Origin of the sequence: Polaribacter pectinis (assembly GCF_014352875.1) — a bacterium.
Classification (GTDB): domain Bacteria; phylum Bacteroidota; class Bacteroidia; order Flavobacteriales; family Flavobacteriaceae; genus Polaribacter; species Polaribacter pectinis.
In genome coordinates this window covers 1612610-1628715 of the sequence record NZ_CP060695.1, presented here as the reverse complement: position 1 = coordinate 1628715, position 16106 = coordinate 1612610, and the positions used below count along the sequence as shown (strand labels likewise).

Here is a 16106-nt window from a genome sequence, read left to right as displayed (position 1 = left end):
TGCTAAAAAGAGTTTTTTTAAATAATTCGCTAACGTTATTGTGTATGGTTTGTTGCTTGTTTTAAACACAAAATTTAGCAAACACAAACCAAAGAGAAAGCTTGCAAATATTTTCTTAAGTAAGCTTATACTATCAATTAATTTTATACGGTGTTGCCAATAGATTTATTTAATTATTAACTTTGTTGTGTATATAGATTGGTCTGATTTCGCAACAATAAAATACAATCCTTTTGGAATGAAACTCACATTTAATTTATCAATAGTAATCTTTTTATCATTGCGATACATTAATTTCCCTATTGAATTAAAAATTGATATGTTAGAAATATTTAAATTTTTATTCCAATAAATAAACTCAATACTTGGGTTTGGATATATTTTAAAATTTCTAGAATTTGTAAGATTAATATCTTCTAAAGATAAGGTAGATGAATTCATAAAGTATTTAACAGAATTTATAAAATAATAACTGGAAACAATATCTAGTTTGTTATCATTATTTAAATCACCTAAAACTGCATCCTTTGTTAAACTAAGAGCATCACCAAGACTTTCAATAGTCATTTGACTTTCAAATGAACCGTCTTTAAATAAATAATAAAGAATCCTTTCATCGTAAGGAGAATAATACTCATAAGAAGTCCCAACAATATCGAGAAAACCATCGTTGTCAATATCGCCTAATGTTATTGATTTTAAGCTTTGAGTATCAATTTTCGTAGGAGACGAAAAACCTTCAGAGTTGTTTTCTAACCAATTTAAATCTGAGTTTCCATAGCTATAGTTACCAGCTGCTATAATATCTATGTTTCCATCATTATCTAGGTCGCCAATATCGATTTTATTACATGCAATAGAAGATACAATATATTGATATGTGAAATTTCCATTTCCATCATTTTTTAACCAATGAATTTCAGAAACGTCACTTGCGCCAACAACAATATCTATATATCCATCTTTGTCTACATCTCCGCATTTGAAATTATAAGCTTTATATCCAGTTCCTCCAAAAGTGTAGATAGGTGTTATACTTTGAAAGTCAAAATTTCCATTATTTATAACTTTACTTATTGGTGTTTCACCATTTCTATGCGAAATTAAAATATCAAAATATCCATCATTATTTACATCACTAATTTCTATATCCTCTCCTTCTTCATCTATTACTTGGGTATGAATTGGAATGAAATTTTCGCCATTCATGTTTTTATAAATTTCTAAATTGCCACCAGTTATTCCAATTATATCTAACCATCCATCATTATTTAAATCTTTAACTTCAACATCTAATGTAAATAAATTGTTTATGTTTTGAGAAATTAAATATTGAGAAGAAAAAACATCGTTTCCATGATTTTTGTTCCATACAATAGATTTGAATGCAGATATAATATCATTATTTCCATCATTATCTAAATCTGCTATTTGAACTGCATTTGCAGCACTAAAATGAAAATTTATTATGTTTTCCTCATAAGAACTTGATGTGGGGCTTTTTTTGAAAACTGAAAGTTTTTGACCCCCGGATTCATTAGACTGATATGACGAAGTAATTATTTCTAATGAGTTATCATTATCGAGATCTTCAATTAAAAAATATTTAGGATTATTAACATTATTAGTAATCTGAATTATAGAAGAAAACGAACCGTTATTGTTTTTATACCAACCTATTTTATCATCTGAAGTAGTAGATACAATAATATCTTTTAGACCATCATGATCAAAATCTTTCACTAATAGATTGTATGGGTCTGATAAAGAACTGTCTATTATAGATTCAGAAGAAAAAGAATTTCCGTTTATGTTTAACAAATATTTTAAGTTATCATCATAATTAGATGAAAAAATGATATCATCATAAGAATCTCCGTTTACATCTAAAAAGTCAAAACCATAACCGTCATCTGCAGCTCCTGTTATAAACTGGGCAGAAGAGAAATTAACGCCATCTATATTTTTAGACCAATATATATTTCCATTTTCCTGTCCACCAATAACATCTAAATAACCGTTTTTATCTAAATCATATAGCTTAACTTTGTTAACTGCATAATTTGTATTTGAGATTATTACCTGTTCATTAAATACGGCTAAACTATTATTTAATAACAACGTTATTTTATCAACATCTTCAGATCCAACAATGAAATCATTATCACCATCATTATCTATATCTCCGACAACTAAACTTTTGGGTTTATTAATAACTGCAATAGCTCTTTCTCCATCAAAGTTATAATCACCTAAGTTTTTATACCATGAAATTTTACCTGAATTAGAATGTGTAACAGCAATATCAATTAAACCATCACTATCAACATCTTCACAATATATATCGAAATCAGAGTAGTAATTTGTATTTGGGTTTTGAATTAAAAGTTGCCTTTGAAAGTATTGAATATCACCATTAATATTTTTGTAAAACATTATAGTATTATCGTAATAGGATCCAACTATTATTTCTTTATATCCATCGTTATTTAGATCTGCTGCAGCTAATGCTGATATGTCTGAAGAATAATGTGTTAAATCTAAAAGTGTTTCTCCATTAGTAAAGTTAACTTGTGAGTAAAGATTACTAAAGATGAAAAATATTAGATAGCATGTTTTTTTTATCATAATTTTTTAATTTATTGCAAACGTTAACACGAATATGACGTCATTTTAATGACTTATATTCATAGTTAGCGAAGTTCGATTTTTTAAAGGAGAAAATCAAGAGGAAAACACCTGTCTTTTAAAATTTAAATTTATTCTTCCAAAACCAAAGAAACCCATTTTTTAGGTTGTTCTAACATAGGAAAATACCCACAATTTTCAATTCAATAAAAAAATATAATTTCCCTTTACTTTTCGAATGATTAGAAGTCATATTGTTTATAAATTTCTAATGAAAATGTAGTGAATTTTGCGTAGTTTTGGTTTCATACAAATACAACAATTATCCACTTTATAAACGTCATATTACCAATTCCATTACAGAAAACATTTACGTACTCTGTTACAGAAGAAGAAGCTAATTTCTTGCAAAAAGGAATGCGTGTTGCTGTTTCTTTTGGAAAAACGAAAATGTATACAGCATTGGTTTATGAAATTCATCAAACTGCACCAACTTTGTATGAAGCAAAGGAAATAAACCAGATTTTAGATGAAAAACCTTTGGTAAATGAGCAACAATTAAAACATTGGAGCTGGATTGCTAAATATTATATGTGTTCTTTAGGCGATGTTTACAGAGCATCTTTGCCATCTGCTTTTTTGTTAGAAAGTGAAACTATTGTTTATAAAAACGAAGCTTTTACAGACGAAACTATTTTAGAAGATGACGAGTTTCTCATTTTTGAAGCATTGCAACATCAATCGCAATTAACAATACACCAAGTTGCAGATATTTTAGGTAAGAAAAAAGTAATGCCCATTGTAAATGAATTGATTAAAAAATCAGCCATTTACATTAAAGAAGAAATTTACGAACAGTACAAACCAAAATTGGTAAAATATGTTCGTTTGCATGCAGATTATAGTTCAGATGAATCTTTAAATTCCTTGTTAGAAGAATTATCAAGAGCAAAAAAGCAAAGAGATGCTGTTTTAACTTTTTTTCAATTATCAACAACTAAAAAGCCGATAAAAGCAAAGGATTTAGAAGAGAAGGCAAATGTTTCTACATCAATCTTAAAATCATTGGTTGATAAAAATATCTTCGAATTTTATCACATTAAAACCGATAGAATTAGTTTTAAAGGAGATACAAACGATTTAAAAAAGCTAAACGAATTTCAAGAAATTGCGCTAAAAGAAATCAAAGAAACTTTTAAAGAAAAAGACGTTACACTTTTACACGGAATTACAAGTTCTGGTAAAACAGAAGTCTATACAAAATTGATGCAAGAAGTTTTAGACGAAGGAAAACAAGTTTTATTCTTATTGCCAGAAATTGCATTAACCACACAAATAATTACTCGTTTACAGGTTTATTTTGGGAATCAGATTTCTGTATTTCACTCCAAATATTCCATGAACGAAAGAGTAGAAGTGTGGAATAATGTATTGGAAAATAAATCGAAAGCACAAATTATTTTAGGCGCTCGTTCTTCAATTTTTTTGCCTTTTTCTAATTTAGGTTTAATAGTTGTAGATGAAGAACACGAAACTTCCTACAAACAATTCGAGCCTTCACCAAGATATAATGCACGTGATTCTGCCATTGTTTTATCAAACATTCACAAAGCGAAAATTTTATTAGGTTCTGCAACTCCGTCTTTGGAAAGCTATTTTAATGCAGAACAAAAAAAGTACGGTTTTGTGGAGTTAAACAGACGTCATGGAAATGTGCAATTACCAAAAATAGAATTGATTGACGTAAAAGATAAGCACAAGAAGAAGGAAATGAAAGGTCATTTTTCGGACAGAATGCTCAAATTAATTCAGGAAGCTTTAGATGAAAAAGAACAAGTAATTTTATTTCAAAATAGAAGAGGATTTTCGCCTGTTGTAGAATGTAAAACATGTGGGATTTCACCTCAATGCCCAAATTGTGATGTTTCTCTAACGTATCATAAATACAGAAACGAATTGCGTTGTCATTATTGCAATTACCAACGTGCAATGCCAAATTCTTGTGGTTCCTGTGGAAGCAATACTTTAGATACCAAAGGTTTTGGAACCGAACAAATAGAGTTAGAATTAAAAGAATTATTTCCCGATTTTAAAATCGGTAGAATGGATTTAGACACAACTCGTGGAAAATTCGGTTATCAGAAAATAATTGGCGCATTTGAAGCCAGAGAAATCGATATTTTGGTGGGAACACAAATGTTATCGAAAGGTTTAGATTTCGATAATGTTACTTTGGTGGGAATTCTAAATGCAGATTCTATGCTGAATTTCCCAGATTTTAGAGCACATGAAAGAGCGTATCAATTAATGGTGCAAGTTTCTGGAAGAGCAGGAAGAAGTAAAAAACAAGGAAATGTCGCCATTCAAACTTACAATCCTTACCATCAAATATTGCAACAAGTTTCTACGACAAATTATATGGAAATGTATAAAGAGCAGTTGCAAGAACGTTGGCAATATAAATATCCACCTTATTACAGATTGATAAAAATCACTTTAAAACATAAAGATTATAACAAAGTTGATACTGGAATCAATTGGCTTTTTAAAGCATTATATAATTCTTTTGGCGAACATGTTTTGGGCCCAACTGCACCTGCAGTTTCTAGAATTCGGAATCAATATATTAAGAATTTAGTAATTAAAATTCCGCCAAAACAAAATTTAGCAAATACAAAAGCGCAAGTAACCAAGATTAGAAATACGTTTGAAGCTGTAAAAGATTTTAGACCAATTCGTTTTATTGTAGATGTGGATGCGTATTAAGAAGCCCATCTTAATCTTCCTAAAGGGAAGAAACACTCTTGGGTAAGTTTAGTTGCGAACTCTATTTTATTTTTATCGGTGAAACTTTGTATTTTCTCTGTGAAACTCTGTAGAATAATTTTTTATAATATATTTATCAAATTAAAATTCATTTATGAAATTCAAAAAAGAATACGATTTAATCTGCGTTGGTGGTGGAATTATGAGCGCAACTTTGGCGTTAATTACCAAATTATTAGAACCAAAAACCAATATTTTAATTTTAGAAAGATTAGATAAAGTTGCTCAAGAAAGTTCTGCTGCTTGGAATAACGCAGGAACAGGTCATTCAGCTTTATGTGAATTGAATTATTGCCCAGAAAAAGATGGCGAAGTTTCTATTAAAAAAGCAGTTGATATTTGTACACAATATGAAGTTTCAAAACAATTTTGGTCTTATTTAACGGATAAAGGTTTGATTGAAAACCCGAATGAATTTATTGCTTCTGTAAAGCATCATAGTTGGGTTTTAGGAAAAGAAAATGCCGATTATTTAGAGGATAGATTCAATGAAATGAAAGACCATTTTATGTTCGATTCTATTGAGTTTACTAAAGAAATCAGTAAAATGAAAGAATGGTTTCCACTAATTGCAAACGATAGAACAGAAGATGAAATTATGGCTGCTTCCAGAATTAATCGTGGAACAGAAATGAATTATGGTGTCTTAACTGAAAAGTTATTCCATATTTTAAAAACAGAATTCGATACGCCAGTTCATTGTAATATGGAGGTAGAAGATATTGATCCAGATACAGATTTAGACTGGACTGTTGAAGTAACCAATTTAAAAACTAAAGAGAAACATCAATTAGAAGCAGAACATGTTTTTATTGGAGCAGGAGGAGGAAGTTTGTTGTTGTTACAGAAAGTAGAAATTGACGAAAAAGAAGGTTATGGAGGTTTTCCTGTAAGTGGAGAATGGTTGGTTTGCACGAATGAAGAAATTATAAAACAACACAATGCAAAAGTGTATTCGAAAGCAGGAATTGGAGATCCACCAATGTCTACACCACATTTAGACACACGTTATATAGATGGAAAAAGACAATTAATGTTTGGTCCTTTTGCAGGTTTTAGTCCGAAATTCTTAAAAGAAGGTTCTAATTTAGACTTGTTTAAATCGATTAAATATGACAATATCCCTTCTATGTTAGGTGCGTTTTGGCACAATTTACCGCTCACAAAATATTTGGTAGAACAAGTAATGATGGATAAAGAAGACAGAATGAATTCTCTACGAAAGTTCGTAAAAAATGCAAAAAGTGAAGACTGGGAAGTTATGTTGGCAGGACAAAGAGTTCAAATTATTAAAAAAGATGAATTTGAGGGAGGGAAATTACAATTCGGAACAGAAGTGATTTCTAGTAAAGACGGAAGTATAACTTGTTTGTTAGGTGCTTCTCCTGGTGCTTCCACAGCAACTTCAATAATGTTAAATGTTGTTGAAAAAGCATTTCCAGAATTGATGAATTCTAAAAAAGGAAAAGAGAAGTTAAAAGAAATTGTTCCTTTTTACAAAACAGAAGTTAACAAAGAATTGTTTGAGGTAGAGTTGGAGAAGAGTAGAAAAATCTTGAATTTATAAAAGCCCATCTTAATCTTCCCAAAGGGAAGAAACACTCTTGTGTTTAGCTTTGTGAAACTTTGTGTTTCCTTTGTTTAACTCTGTGGATTATTTTTTATTCACTTAGTTTGTCTTGCTGAAAGCATCTCCAAAAAAAACTTTTTTCCACAAAGCAACCTTTTTTAAAGTTTGGTAGTCTATATATTTGTAAGGCAATAAAAACGCAACCAAGAGGCTTGAAAATTATTAAACTGCATAACGAAAAGTCGCTCATTAAAAAAGCGACAGACAACAACAGAGAAGCGCAAAAACAATTGTTTGAGCAGCATTCGCCTAAAATGTTGGGAGTTTGCAGGCAATATGTAAAAGATTTACATCATGCAGAAGATTTAATGTTACAAGGTTTCTTAAAGGTTTTTACCAACTTACACAAGTTCAAACACGAAGGTAGTTTCGAAGGTTGGATTCGCAGAATAATGGTGAATACTTGCATTTCTTACCTCCGTAAAAAGAATATAGTCGATTTATCTGATGAAGATTATGTTTTTAATGATGCAGCTACAGAAAATTTAGAAAATACTTCTGTAGAAGACATTCAAAAACTGATAGATAAATTGCCAGAAGGTTACAAAATGGTATTTAATTTATACGCCATAGAAGGTTATAAACATCAGGAAATTGCAGCCAAATTAGGCATTTCTGAAAGTACATCGAAATCGCAATTATTTAAAGCACGTAAATTATTGCAACAAAATTATAAGATAATGAATAAAACAATTCATGAAAACAAATAAGTTAGACAATAACATAAAAAATAAGTTCGATAATAGAACTATAGAGCCATCAGCTTCTGCTTGGGAGCGTTTGTCTGTTCAATTAGACGAGCAACCAAAGCAAAAAAAGAAAGGTTGGTTTTTTTATATAGGAGCTGCAGCAAGTATTTTGTTATTGGTTTCAATAGGAATTCAATTATTTTCTGATAATTCTGAAGAAATCACTCCAAAAAATGAAGTTGTAATAGAGCAAATTGATAAGGTTTTAATTGATGAAAAATTAGATAAATTAAAAAATGAAATTCCTGTTGAAGAAGCCATTGTAAAAACGAATAAAGTAGAGGAGAAGCAAGAGGTTAAAAAAAATATTATTCCTAATAATATAAAGTCTAAAAGAGAAAATAGTATTAAAGAAATCATCAAAAAAAACAATACAATTATTGTTGCTAAAGTTGAAGAAAAGGATACAAATGTAATTTTAACAAAAGAAGAATTAGAATTTAAAAATACTTTAAAAAAAGACCCAAACAGTAGAATTAAAATAAATAGTGACGATTTGTTATTCGCGGTAACACATTCGCCACAAGAAGTAAAAAACTATTATGCAAAGTATAATATTAATAGAGATGACGTTTTAAAAACGATTCAGAATCAGCTGAAAGAATCGAATTTAAAAGTGAATCCCGAAACTATTCTTGCAGAAGTAGAAAGAACAATAGATGATGATGATTTTCAGAATAATTTTTTGAAATCTTTGAAAAGAAAAGTATCAGATATTGCCACAGCAATTGCCAGTAGAAATGATTAAAAACTTCAATAATTATTTGTCATTTTAAGTGGAATGTAATGGAGTCTAAAAATCTCAACAAAAAATTTTAATAGAGATTTCTCCGTAAAGTCGAAATGACAATAATTAAAACAATTTAAACAAAATTTTAAAAACATATAAAATGAAAAGAATACTACTAATATTAGTTTTGTTCAGTACAACTATTGTCCTATCTCAAGAAAAAACATTTGAGAAAGAAGTAAATAAAATTTCTAAAAGAATTGAGCGAATAACCAAGAATCAAAAAGATTCATTAAAGGTTAAAGTTATAGAAATTGATAAACGATTAGCTAAAGGAGAAATTTCAAAAACCACAGCAACAACTCTGAAAAAAGAAGTTGCTGCATATCATGCAAGAAGAATAGAAATATTAGTAGGAGAGCAAGAACGTTTGTTGCAATTATTAGTACAAGATAAAACGAACGGGAAAATAGCAAGTTCAGAAGAATTTGAAACTGATGATGATACCAACACATTTACAATTGGTAATAAAACTTTTCGTTTTAAAGTTGATGAAGAAAAGGAAAATGAAAGAGAACAAAAAAGAAAAGAAAGATGGAAAACTAAAAATAAAAAGAGTAGAAGTACAACATCTCAATTTGTATTTGCAATGGGAGTTAACAATGTTTTAAATGATAACGATTTAAGTTCATTAGATAATTCTGAATATCAATTCTGGCGATCTCGTTTTTACGAATTAGGTTTTACATGGAAAACTCGTTTTAGCAAAGAACCTTCTCAATTGTATTTTAAATACGGAGTTTCTTTTCTTTGGAATAATTTACGACTAGAAGACAATAGGATTCATGTTAAAAACGGAGATATAACAGAGATTCAGACTTTTAATAATCAATTGTCAGAAAGTAGATTACGTCATGTACAAATGAATTTTCCTCTGCATTTAGAGTGGGATTTATCTAAAAATAAAACCTACAAAGATGGATTTAAAAGAGATAGAACAAACGAATCTGTACGTTTAGGAGTTGGTGGTTTTGTTGGTTTTAAATTAGGAACAAGGCAGTATTTAGAATACAAAGACGCAAATAATGTAGATGTAAAAGAAGTTCAAAAAGACAACTTTAATATGAACACTATAAATTACGGAGTTAGTGCATATTTAGGATATAGATCTACAAGTTTTTATGTAAAATATGATTTGAATCCTTTGTTTCAAAATACAGAAACTAGAAATATTTCTATGGGAATTCGTCTAGATTTAGATTAATTTTAATCATAAAAGAACTTAATTTATAATAAAAGTCAGTCTTTAACGGCTGACTTTTATTAATTATACATTTTTTTATTTTTTTTGATAACAATAGTTCATTTTTTTAAGAAGAATTTATAAAGAATCCTAAAAATTAGATTTTCAATTTTTAGATGGTTTTTAGAATAAAAAAGGCTTTAAATTTACTTGCTTAAAATATCTAAATTTAAGCAAAAATGAAAGTAGGAATTCCTAAAGAAATTAAGAATAACGAAAGTAGAGTTGGTATGACACCTGCAGGTGTTTTCGAATTGACTAAAAAAAATCATACTGTTTTTGTGCAATCAACAGCAGGAGAAGGAAGTGGTTTTTTTGATAAAGATTATCAAGAAGTAGGCGCAACTATTTTACCAACAATAGAAGACGTATACAATCAAAGTGATATGATTGTAAAAGTAAAAGAACCAATTGCTTTAGAATATCCTCTTATTAGAGAAAATCAAATTGTATTTACGTATTTTCATTTTGCTTCAAGCGAACCTTTAACCAAAGCAATGATAGAAAGTAAATCTGTTTGTATCGCTTACGAAACAGTAGAAGATGCAGATGGTACTTTACCATTATTAACACCAATGTCAGAAGTTGCAGGAAGAATGGCAATTCAGCAAGGAGCTAAATATTTAGAGAAACCAATTAAAGGACGCGGAATTTTATTAGGTGGAGTTCCAGGAGTTGCTCCCGGAAAAGTTTTAGTTTTAGGAGCAGGAGTTGTTGGCGTACAAGCAGCAAAAATGGCTGCAGGTTTAGGAGCACATGTAACTATTATGGATATTAATATGAAACGTTTACGTTATGTAAATGATGTTTTACCAAACCATGTTACTACTGCTTTTTCTAGTGAATACAGTATAAGGCAATTAATAAAATCACACGATTTAATTATTGGTGGAGTTTTAGTAAAAGGAGGAAAAGCGCCAAAATTAATTAGAAAAGATATGCTTAAGGATATGCGTCCAGGAACTGTAATAGTTGATGTAGCCGTAGATCAAGGAGGATGTTTTGAAACCACAAAAGCAACAACGCACGAAGACCCAACTTACATTATAGATGATGTAGTTCACTACTGTGTAGCAAATATGCCAGGCGCAGTACCTTATACTTCTACCATAGCATTAACAAATGTAACTTTACCTTATATTTTAAATATTGCAAATAAAGGTTGGGAAGAAGCTTGTACTAAAGATGTAGCTCTGGCAAAAGGATTAAATATTATTAAAGGAAAAATAGTTTATAAAGAAATTAGCGAAGCATTTCAATTAGAGGCTTTTGAAGCTTAATTTTTATTTTCCCATATTTTTCTTAAATCTTTTGATGAAACTCCAGTGTTGTCATGTTTCCAACCTGGAGGTTTTATCAAGTATAAAAATCTGTTTTTTAAAGAAATTTTAGGAGTTAAAAAATCTTTAAACATAGCAAACCATTCAATAAATGCAATTTTTATAGGATTGTAAGTTTCTATATTTGCTACTAAACCATAGACTGGTTTTTCATTCTCTGGTTCAAAAGTGCCAAAAAGACGATCCCAAATAATAAAAATTCCTGCATGATTTCTGTCTAAATATTGCGGGTTTGTAGCATGATGTACTCTATGATGACTTGGTGTGTTAAAAATTGATTCGAACCATTTGGGCATTTTATCTATCATTTCTGTATGAATCCAATATTGATAAATTAAACTAATAGACATTTGTACCAAAACCATAACTGGGTGAAACCCTATTAAAATTAGAGGAAACCAAAAGATAAATGTATAAAAACTGCCAGACCAAGTTTGTCTTAAAGCAGTACTTAAATTGTACTTTTTAGAAGAATGATGTACTACATGGCTTGCCCAAAACAATCTACTTTCATGACTAATTCTATGAAACCAATAATAGCAAAAATCTTCAGCAAATAAAAGCAGTAACCAAGACCACCAAACAAAAGAAATTTCAAATACATGATAGAAATTATAGATTAAATAGAAAATACTTAAAATAACACCTTTTGTAAATAAACCTATAGCTACATTCCCTAAACCCATTAAAATGGAAGTTCCAGCATCTTTAAATTCATAATCTTCTAATTTAACTTTTACTGTTAAAATTACCTCAAGAATAACAGTTACAACAAAAAATGGAATTGCATAATGAATCAAGTTTGGTATTTCAGGTATTTGCATATCAATATATTAGTGATTTATTGTTAATCTAAAAGTAGATGAATTTTAATGTACAAAAGATGCTTCTAAATATAAAAAAGTTACTATATTTGCACCCTTAAAAATAAACAATAAATATTTAATTTATGAATCATTACGAAACTGTTTTCATTTTGAATCCCGTTTTATCTGATACTCAGATAAAGGAGACAGTACAAAAGTTCGAAGATTATTTAGTTTCCAAAGGAGCTGAAATGATCTCAAAAGAAGATTGGGGCTTAAAGAAATTAGCTTATCCAATTCAAAAGAAAAAAAGTGGTTTTTATCACTTATTAGAGTACAAAGTTGCTGGAGAAGAAATCTCTGCGTTTGAGTTAGAATTTAGAAGAGATGATAGCGTTATGCGTTACCTAACTGTTAAATTAGACAAACATGCTGCAGCTTGGGCTAAAGTTAGAACTGAACGTGTTAAATCTACAAAAAAATAAGAAATGGCTACAATAGAACAACAAGCAAAAGGTGGTAAATCTGCTGACGTTAGATATTTAACGCCTTTAGATATAGACACTAAAAAAGAAGCAAAATACTGTAGATTTAAGAAGAAAGGTATCAAGTATATCGATTATAAAGATGCAGATTTCTTAATGTATTTAGTAAACGAACAAGGTAAAATTTTACCAAGACGTTTAACAGGAACATCATTAAAATATCAACGTAAAGTAGCGCAGGCAATCAAAAGATGTCGTCATTTAGCGTTAATGCCTTATGTTGGAGATTTACTAAAATAATAAAGAGGTAGACAATGGAATTGATATTAAGACAAGACGTAGAAAATTTAGGATTTAAAGATGATATCGTAGACGTTAAAAACGGTTATGGAAGAAATTTTTTAATCCCTACAGGACAAGCAGTTTTAGCTACTTCATCTGCAAAGAAAGTTTTAGCAGAGAATTTAAAACAAAGAGCTTATAAAGAAGCTAAATTAATTGAAGATGCTAATGCAATAGCAGAAACAATTAAAGGATATGAAATTAAAATTGCATCTAAAACTGGTTCAGGAGACAAATTATTTGGTTCTGTAAACAACATAGATTTAGCTGCAGCATTAGCAAAAGCAGGAACAGACTTAGATAAGAAATTTATTAAAGTTGTTGGTGGTTCTGTTAAAAGATTAGGTAAATACGAAGCTTCTGTAAGATTACACAGAGCAGTAGTTGCAGATATTACTTTTGAAGTTATTGCTGAATAGTAAATAACTTTAAATAATTTTATAAAAAGCTCGTTAGAAATAACGAGCTTTTTTATTTTTGCAGACTTATGAAATATAGACAACTTACCAAAGAACAATTCGAAAGTTTACATGAAGATTTTGCGCGTTTTTTAGCTTCGCAAAGTATAGATGTAAAAGAATGGAACCAAATTAAAGCAGAAAAACCAGAAGTAGCAGAAGAAGAAATGAATGTTTTTTCTGATGTTGTTTGGGACGATGTTTTAACCAAAACAAAATATATAGAACACTTTTCGGAAACTTCTGCAAATCTTTTTAAATGCGAAGATGAAGAAATTCATAGAATCGCTATCAAAATAAATTGGGATATCAATTTGTTAGAACAAAAAGGATTTGAATGGTTAATGCAAAACCCTATGGATAATTCTGTGGAGATATTTAAAGGATCAAAACCTTATAATAACGAGAGAAATTCAGAGATTTTCGATTTAATAGAAAAAGGGAGTTCTATTTCTAAAGGAGAAATTTTCGAGTATTTTAGTCAGTTAGTCTCGTAATGCCTAATTTATACGAAACAAATTGCATTTCGTCTATACTTTAAAGTGATTCATCTATACTTTATTTTTCTTCAACCCCATGTAAATAATAATTTAATCTTAAAATGTATTTTTACATTATATAATTCCCATAATTTTAATGATGGAAAAGAAGTTAAATATTTTATTGATAGAGGATAATTTAATCGAAATTATGAAAATGAAAAGAACAATTTCATTTTTAGAATTAGATCACAATCTTATTGAAGCAAAAAATGCAGATGAAGCCCTTGAAATTTTAGAAGATAAAACCAAAATTCCTGATATTATTTTGTTAGATTTAAACATGCCTAAAATAAGTGGTATTGAGTTTTTATCAATTTTAAAGAAAAACGAATCTTTAAAACATATACCAACTATTATTTTAACAACTTCAGATAATCATAAAGATTTAGAAGAATGTTATCGTATTGGTGTTTCTGGCTATATTTTAAAGCCTCTAAAATACGAGGAGTATATAAAAAAAATTGAATTAACTTTGGCTTATTGGAGCACAAATGAATTAAAAAGAGTTTAAAATGAAAGGTATTGTTTTTACAGAGTTTTTAGATTTAGTAGAAGAAAAGTTTGGTTTAGAAACTGTTGATGAAATAATTTCAAAATCAGAATTGCCTTCAGAAGGAATATATACATCAATTGGTACCTATAGTTTTTCTGAAATGTTACAGTTATTACAACATTTGAGTTTTAGAACAGAAATTTCTATCGATAATTTATTGTTAGTCTATGGTGAACATTTTTTTACAGTTATTGAAAAAAGCTACCCAGGTTTATTAGCAACTTATAAAGATCCAATAGATATGCTTTCTTCTATTGAAAATCATATTCATGTAGAGGTTCGTAAAATTTATCCAGATGCAGAATTACCTACATTTATTGTTGAAGAAAAAACAACAGATTCTATAGTAATGATATATAAATCGAGCAGAGCAATGCATCATTTCGGTTTAGGTTTAATGAACAAGACCTTTGAACATTTTAAATCTACAGCATCTATTGTTTTAGAAAAATTAAAAGAAGACGGAACAGAGGTGAAGTTTATCATTAATAAAAATTAATGAGTCAAGATAAAATAGACATACTGCAGCGTGCATTAATGAGAGAAAAATCTGCAAGAAAAATTGCAGAAAAAATATTGGAAGATAAATCGAGAGATTTATATTTTGTTACCCAAGAATTAAAAAAATCTAATATTAAATTAGAAAAATTATTAGACGAAAAATCTTCTCAATTAAAAGGTGTTTTTGAAAACATAATAGATTCTTACATCGTAATGGAATTATCTGGAAATGTTCTTAAAATGAACGATGCTGCTATAGAACTTTTTGGTTATGATAATAAAATAGAAAAAGTAAATGTTAATGATTTTATTTATGAAGAAGATATAGAATATGCTTTTGATTCTTTTAATAAATTAAATGAAAAAGGACATTTTTCAAATTATACTACTAGGATAATAACTAAAGAAAAAAAAATTAAATGGGTACAAGTAAATGGTAGTTTAATTTTTGATAAAAATAAGAACCCCATAGCTGCTCAAGGAATTATTAGAGATATAAGTACGTTAAAATCTTTAGAAAGTCAAAAAGAAAAAATTCTTATAGAATTAGAAAAAAGTAACAAGGAACTACAAGAATATGCACATATGGTTTCTCATGACCTAAAAACACCTTTAAGAAGTATAGATGCTCTAGTTTCTTGGGTTAAAATGGATAATCAAGGAAAATTAGATGAAGTTACTCTTCAAAATTTAGATTTAATAGGAAAAACATTGGAAACAATGGAAAATTTAATTTCTAATATTTTAGAATACTCGAGTGCTGGCGTAGTTGTTGAAAACGTAAAAGATGTTGATTTAAATTTAATGTTTGAGGATGTAAAAAGATTATTATTTATTCCAGAAAACATCACATTAAAAGTACTTAAAAATTTACCAATTATTAAAGGAGATACTACTAAATTTCAACAAATATTTCAGAATTTAGTAAGTAATGCCATAAAATTCACCAATAAAGAAGCAGGAATTGTTGAAATAGATTTTTTAGAGAAACCTTCTTTTTATCAATTTTCAGTAAAAGATAACGGAATTGGAATCGAGAAAAAATATCACGATAAAATCTTTAAAATTTTCCATTCTTTAAATAAAAATAAAGAATCTACTGGGATAGGATTATCAATAGTAAAAAAAGTAGTAGAATTTTATGAAGGAAATATTTGGTTAGAAAGCGAAGAAGGTAAAGGAACTACTTTTTACTTCACTATTAAAAAATAAA

The 16106-nt window shown here is 28.8% G+C and carries 15 protein-coding genes; 13 read left to right on the top strand and 2 right to left on the bottom strand.

Annotated features, from left to right (window positions below; genetic code table 11):
• Positions 1-165: 165 nt before the first annotated feature.
• Positions 166-2628, bottom strand: coding sequence for a T9SS type A sorting domain-containing protein (locus tag H9W90_RS07365; RefSeq protein WP_187483791.1), 2463 nt, complete (start codon positions 2626-2628; stop codon positions 166-168).
• A gap of 321 nt (positions 2629-2949) precedes the next feature.
• Between H9W90_RS07365 and priA the strand changes: the two genes are divergently transcribed.
• The 6 genes from priA to ald all read left to right on the top strand — a co-directional run bounded on the left by priA (position 2950) and on the right by ald (position 11146).
• Positions 2950-5394, top strand: coding sequence for a replication restart helicase PriA (gene priA, locus H9W90_RS07360; protein WP_187483954.1), 2445 nt, complete (start codon positions 2950-2952; stop codon positions 5392-5394).
• 154 nt (positions 5395-5548) lie between these two features.
• Complete coding sequence (mqo, locus tag H9W90_RS07355) at positions 5549-7021, top strand: malate dehydrogenase (quinone) (RefSeq protein WP_187483790.1); 1473 nt, start codon at positions 5549-5551, stop codon at positions 7019-7021.
• A 215-nt stretch (positions 7022-7236) separates the two neighbouring features.
• Positions 7237-7794 carry an RNA polymerase sigma factor gene (locus H9W90_RS07350; RefSeq protein WP_187483789.1) on the top strand — a complete coding sequence of 186 codons (558 nt, stop codon included), beginning with the start codon at positions 7237-7239 and terminating at the stop codon, positions 7792-7794.
• The gene (locus tag H9W90_RS07345; protein WP_187484015.1) at positions 7781-8581 is read left to right on the top strand and encodes a hypothetical protein; all 801 of its coding nucleotides are present in this window, start codon (positions 7781-7783) and stop codon (positions 8579-8581) included. The genes H9W90_RS07350 and H9W90_RS07345 overlap by 14 nt, the downstream gene beginning before the upstream one ends.
• Before the next feature lie 142 nt (positions 8582-8723).
• Positions 8724-9827 carry a hypothetical protein gene (locus H9W90_RS07340; RefSeq protein WP_187483788.1) on the top strand — a complete coding sequence of 368 codons (1104 nt, stop codon included), beginning with the start codon at positions 8724-8726 and terminating at the stop codon, positions 9825-9827.
• Positions 9828-10045: 218 nt separating this feature from the next.
• Entirely contained in the window at positions 10046-11146 is a 1101-nt protein-coding gene (gene ald, locus H9W90_RS07335) for an alanine dehydrogenase (RefSeq protein WP_187483787.1), read from the top strand.
• Here the strand turns inward: ald and H9W90_RS07330 are convergent.
• Positions 11143-12030: a sterol desaturase family protein gene (locus H9W90_RS07330; RefSeq protein ID WP_187483786.1), complete on the bottom strand. Its 888-nt coding sequence runs from the start codon at positions 12028-12030 to the stop codon at positions 11143-11145. The two genes, ald and H9W90_RS07330, sit on opposite strands and share 4 nt — an antisense overlap.
• Before the next feature lie 125 nt (positions 12031-12155).
• Here H9W90_RS07330 and rpsF point away from each other — a divergent pair, with 125 nt between their 5' ends.
• The 7 genes from rpsF (at position 12156) to H9W90_RS07295 (ending at position 16105) form a co-directional block, all read left to right on the top strand.
• Positions 12156-12497, top strand: a complete 342-nt coding sequence (gene rpsF / locus H9W90_RS07325) for a 30S ribosomal protein S6 (RefSeq protein ID WP_187483785.1) — start codon at positions 12156-12158, stop codon at positions 12495-12497.
• Between the two features lie 3 nt (positions 12498-12500).
• Entirely contained in the window at positions 12501-12797 is a 297-nt protein-coding gene (gene rpsR, locus H9W90_RS07320) for a 30S ribosomal protein S18 (RefSeq protein ID WP_088353379.1), read from the top strand.
• A gap of 14 nt (positions 12798-12811) precedes the next feature.
• Entirely contained in the window at positions 12812-13258 is a 447-nt protein-coding gene (gene rplI, locus H9W90_RS07315) for a 50S ribosomal protein L9 (protein ID WP_187483784.1), read from the top strand.
• Positions 13259-13326: 68 nt separating this feature from the next.
• Positions 13327-13794: a DUF6495 family protein gene (locus H9W90_RS07310; protein WP_187483783.1), complete on the top strand. Its 468-nt coding sequence runs from the start codon at positions 13327-13329 to the stop codon at positions 13792-13794.
• A gap of 142 nt (positions 13795-13936) precedes the next feature.
• Positions 13937-14350 (top strand): response regulator, encoded by a 414-nt coding sequence (locus H9W90_RS07305; protein WP_187483782.1) that lies wholly within the window; start codon positions 13937-13939, stop codon positions 14348-14350.
• A 1-nt stretch (position 14351) separates the two neighbouring features.
• Complete coding sequence (locus tag H9W90_RS07300) at positions 14352-14891, top strand: heme NO-binding domain-containing protein (RefSeq protein ID WP_187483781.1); 540 nt, start codon at positions 14352-14354, stop codon at positions 14889-14891.
• Positions 14891-16105 (top strand): sensor histidine kinase, encoded by a 1215-nt coding sequence (locus tag H9W90_RS07295; protein ID WP_187483780.1) that lies wholly within the window; start codon positions 14891-14893, stop codon positions 16103-16105. Before H9W90_RS07300 ends, H9W90_RS07295 begins: the two co-directional genes overlap by 1 nt.
• Position 16106: the final 1 nt, after the last annotated feature.

Bases quoted from the DNA above. Each gene is read 5' to 3' on its own strand.
- H9W90_RS07340 (WP_187483788.1), top strand. From the start codon at position 8,724: ATGAAAAGAATACTACTAATATTAGTTTTGTTCAGTACAACTATTGTC.
- H9W90_RS07295 (WP_187483780.1), top strand. From the start codon at position 14,891: ATGAGTCAAGATAAAATAGACATACTGCAGCGTGCATTAATGAGAGAA.
- rpsR (WP_088353379.1), top strand. From the start codon at position 12,501: ATGGCTACAATAGAACAACAAGCAAAAGGTGGTAAATCTGCTGACGTT.
- H9W90_RS07345 (WP_187484015.1), top strand. From the start codon at position 7,781: ATGAAAACAAATAAGTTAGACAATAACATAAAAAATAAGTTCGATAAT.
- ald (WP_187483787.1), top strand. From the start codon at position 10,046: ATGAAAGTAGGAATTCCTAAAGAAATTAAGAATAACGAAAGTAGAGTT.
- H9W90_RS07330 (WP_187483786.1), bottom strand. From the start codon at position 12,030: ATGCAAATACCTGAAATACCAAACTTGATTCATTATGCAATTCCATTT.
- rplI (WP_187483784.1), top strand. From the start codon at position 12,812: ATGGAATTGATATTAAGACAAGACGTAGAAAATTTAGGATTTAAAGAT.
- mqo (WP_187483790.1), top strand. From the start codon at position 5,549: ATGAAATTCAAAAAAGAATACGATTTAATCTGCGTTGGTGGTGGAATT.
- rpsF (WP_187483785.1), top strand. From the start codon at position 12,156: ATGAATCATTACGAAACTGTTTTCATTTTGAATCCCGTTTTATCTGAT.
- H9W90_RS07365 (WP_187483791.1), bottom strand. From the start codon at position 2,628: ATGATAAAAAAAACATGCTATCTAATATTTTTCATCTTTAGTAATCTT.
- H9W90_RS07300 (WP_187483781.1), top strand. From the start codon at position 14,352: ATGAAAGGTATTGTTTTTACAGAGTTTTTAGATTTAGTAGAAGAAAAG.
- H9W90_RS07305 (WP_187483782.1), top strand. From the start codon at position 13,937: ATGGAAAAGAAGTTAAATATTTTATTGATAGAGGATAATTTAATCGAA.
- H9W90_RS07310 (WP_187483783.1), top strand. From the start codon at position 13,327: ATGAAATATAGACAACTTACCAAAGAACAATTCGAAAGTTTACATGAA.